General features: G+C 44.1%; 3 protein-coding genes. 1 reads left to right on the top strand and 2 read right to left on the bottom strand.

From position 1 onward, the window contains the following. Nucleotides 1-150 precede the first annotated feature (150 nt). Complete coding sequence (locus VIM87_RS15475; RefSeq protein ID WP_331997864.1) at nucleotides 151-531, bottom strand: nuclear transport factor 2 family protein; 381 nt, start codon at nucleotides 529-531, stop codon at nucleotides 151-153. Between the two features lie 91 nt (nucleotides 532-622). On the opposite strand from VIM87_RS15475, the gene VIM87_RS15480 reads away from it, so the two are divergent. After that, nucleotides 623-1,030, top strand: a complete 408-nt coding sequence (locus VIM87_RS15480; protein WP_331997865.1) for a helix-turn-helix domain-containing protein — start codon at nucleotides 623-625, stop codon at nucleotides 1,028-1,030. 166 nt (nucleotides 1,031-1,196) lie between these two features. On the opposite strand, the gene VIM87_RS15485 is transcribed toward VIM87_RS15480, so the two are convergent. Then, a partial coding sequence (locus VIM87_RS15485; RefSeq protein WP_331997866.1) for a hypothetical protein occupies nucleotides 1,197-3,157 on the bottom strand: 1,961 nt, incomplete at its 5' end.

Raw genomic sequence — 3,157 nt, forward strand, 5'->3', positions numbered from 1 at the left:
ATAACCGGCTGGTGTCATTACAAGGCCGGATCGAACAGGAAAAACTAAAACTGTCTTATGTTATGGACATCATATCTATGATGTAAATAAACATCAAAGCCCTGGAAAAAGCGTAACCTTTCCATAGTCAGCGTAATCCGTTGCAAGCCATTAAGGCTTCAGGTTTGTCATAAACGTCAATGTATCAAAGTATAAAGTCAGGGATTTTAGCTTGCCATTTTCAACGGTCCAGTTTTCCGAAACATTCCCATTGATCTTAACGCCGTTTGGAAATACAAAATCGTAGTTCCCGATAACGCTTGCTGTGTCGTCTTCTACAACCATTTGCTTTACACGCATGGCATCAAAGCGCTGCGAAAATCGTTTAATGATCTCAATATAGGCCTGCTTTCCTACAACCGGCTTAATATTGTTCATATCCCCGCCAACATATTCAAAATCGTCTGCAATTACACTTTCCCAACCCGATTTTTCTGCAAATCCCTTGTAATAGGTTTCCAACAGCTGTTTTGTCTGGGCTGATCTTTCCATTGTTTATAGTTTTAAAGTTTATAAATTTGTTGTTGCAAAATGCAAGAACCAAATATAAAAAAGATATTGCAAAACGCAACAACTATTTTTTATGGAAAAATTCAGGTCAGATTGCCCGATCAGCTGTTCCCTTGATGTATTCGGGGACAAATGGTCGCTATTAATAATCCGGGATATAATGCTGAGAGATAAAGTATCCTACAGCGAATTCCTAGGTTCAGAAGAGAAAATTGCTTCAAATATCCTGGTCAACAGGCTAACTGTTCTTGAAGCTGAAAAGATCCTTGTAAAGGAAGTGTCGCCCGCAAATAAGTCAAAGTTTGTGTACAGCCTTACACAAAAGGGCCTTGATCTATTGCCCATTGTTATAGAAATAATGGATTGGGGTGCCAAATACAATGAAAACTGTCCACGAAAAGAGATCGGCAAAAAGATCAAAAAGGATAAAGCTGCTGTGATTAAAGAGCTAAGCCAGTCTTTGAAGTCAAAGATCAGGTAGTGCAGGTACTGATCAACAGGTTCAAACAAGTACAGAATAGCCCCTCCCAACTTTTTCCTGAACTACCTGCCCTGCAAAATAGGCTATAGGCCAATAATGCCGGTACCTGCCATATATTGTATATAGCAGGTACCGGCAATTGTTAAACATAGCCATGCAACTATGCTCATAGTAATATTTTCTTGCTGATCACATCAACTTTACCAAAAATTATAGTGCCGGTGAAAATTCCGGGAGGTACATTTACCGCTTCTGTAAAAACATTTTTGCCTTTATTCAACCGGAACTGACGCCGGATGACCGTACGCCCCATGATATCCCTCAGGGAAAAATCGCCCTGGCAGTCGGTATCTGAAAAAATGAATATAGTCAGCTGCTTACCCGTGGCAGAGAGCAAAAGACTATTACTATTTTCTTTAACGGCCAGCTTTACTTTTTCTGACAGTATTTCGTGGCCCGTTCGGTCCATGGTTCTGATCTGGTAACTACTGGTTCCGGATAAAGGCCTGAGATCAGCGAAATCATACATCTTCATTGGGGAACCTGCAGTATCCGTCCTTACCTGCCCAATAACAAACGGCATATGTGTTCCTTCAAACCGGAGCACCTCGAAATGCGAATCAGGGTTTTCATTAACAGCCTGCCATTTCAAGATCACTTGCTTACGATTCAAACTTGCCTTCAATGCTGTGATCCGGGTTTCGGCAACCGGGATCACATATGATGCTGATGCGGCTAATAGTGTATCCTCGCTTTCTGATGATCCGCTTACCCATAATATGTCCTCTGTTGTAGAAGCTGCGGAACGGCCTATAGCCGTAGAGCCGGTCGTTGTGTTGGATCCATTCGTGTATAATCTGAATGTGACCGTAGTACCACCGGGAAGGTTTTGCAGCTCCCTGATCTCTGAAAGATCCACATGCGGCATGAACTCACCTTCCGTATTAACTGCGATGGCTAAAGTAAAAGGGTTGTCGGCTTTATAAAAATCAGTGCCATTAAGGCTATACTTCCAATAATAAACTTTAGCTCCGCCACCTGTAGCGCGGATCTTAAAATCCAGGCCGTTTAAACTTATTTTCCGTCCGGTTTGAGCGGTGATGCTAAAACCAAAATACATATTATTGGCAATGGCTATAGCCGTATCTGCCAGATTGGAACTCGACGGTGTTGTGGTTAAGGAAGCAAATGCCCTTGCAAGCCCGGTGGGGTTTAAACCGGCGCCACGAACCAAAGGCGTGGCAGTAACGGCACTATTTATTGTGGTCGGTGCGTCATCCGTCTCATTTCCTGCTTTTGCCGGTGTTGCCAGCTGCCAGGCTACTAATTTTTCCGGTGTGGTAACCGCCGCGGACCTTCCGTTCACTGTAAGCACATAATCTGTGGTACTGGACGTAGCCGACCGCCCAAATGCTGTAGTGCCGGTGGTTGTGTTAGAACCGTTTGTATACATCCGGAAATAAACTGTTTTCCCGGCAGGTATATCCTGCAATGCCCCTATGCCGGACAGATCGACCGGAGGTTGCGTGTCCCCTTCATCAGTGGTAGCTGCTGACAGCACCCGCGGATTAGCGATCCTTTCAAAATTTATTCCGTCAAGGCTATATTTCCAGTAAAAGACTTTTGCGCCGCCGGGTGTTACCCTTAACTTATAATTTATGTCACTAAGGGATACTTTATACCCGGGTTTAATTCCGATATTAAAGGCATAATACATCTCCTGCGAAATTGCCATTGCAGTATCCGCAACAGCTGATGTAGTTGGTACGCTTGTTAAAGAAACAAAGGTACGGTGCAGCACAAATGGCGCTCCCGTGGTATCAGTCGCCCGCAAACCGGCGCCCCGCTGTAAAAGACCCACATTTAAGGAAGAATCAATAAGAGAAGCCGCAGCTGAAGCTTCACCTCCGGTTCTTAAGGGTGTAGCAAACTGCCAGGCAGCCAGCTTCTTTGTGCTAACCGTGTCATCAACAATACCACCCACCGAAAGTGCATAATCATCTGCTGTACCAGGGCCTGAGACGCCAATACCTACTATGTCTGAGCTATTATCCATTCCATTAACGTATAACCTGAAATAGACTGTCTTATCCGGACCTATATGCTGTAATTCGGGATAAGCTGATA

It is taken from the genome of Chitinophaga sp. (assembly GCF_036569125.1).
Taxonomy (GTDB): domain Bacteria; phylum Bacteroidota; class Bacteroidia; order Chitinophagales; family Chitinophagaceae; genus Chitinophaga.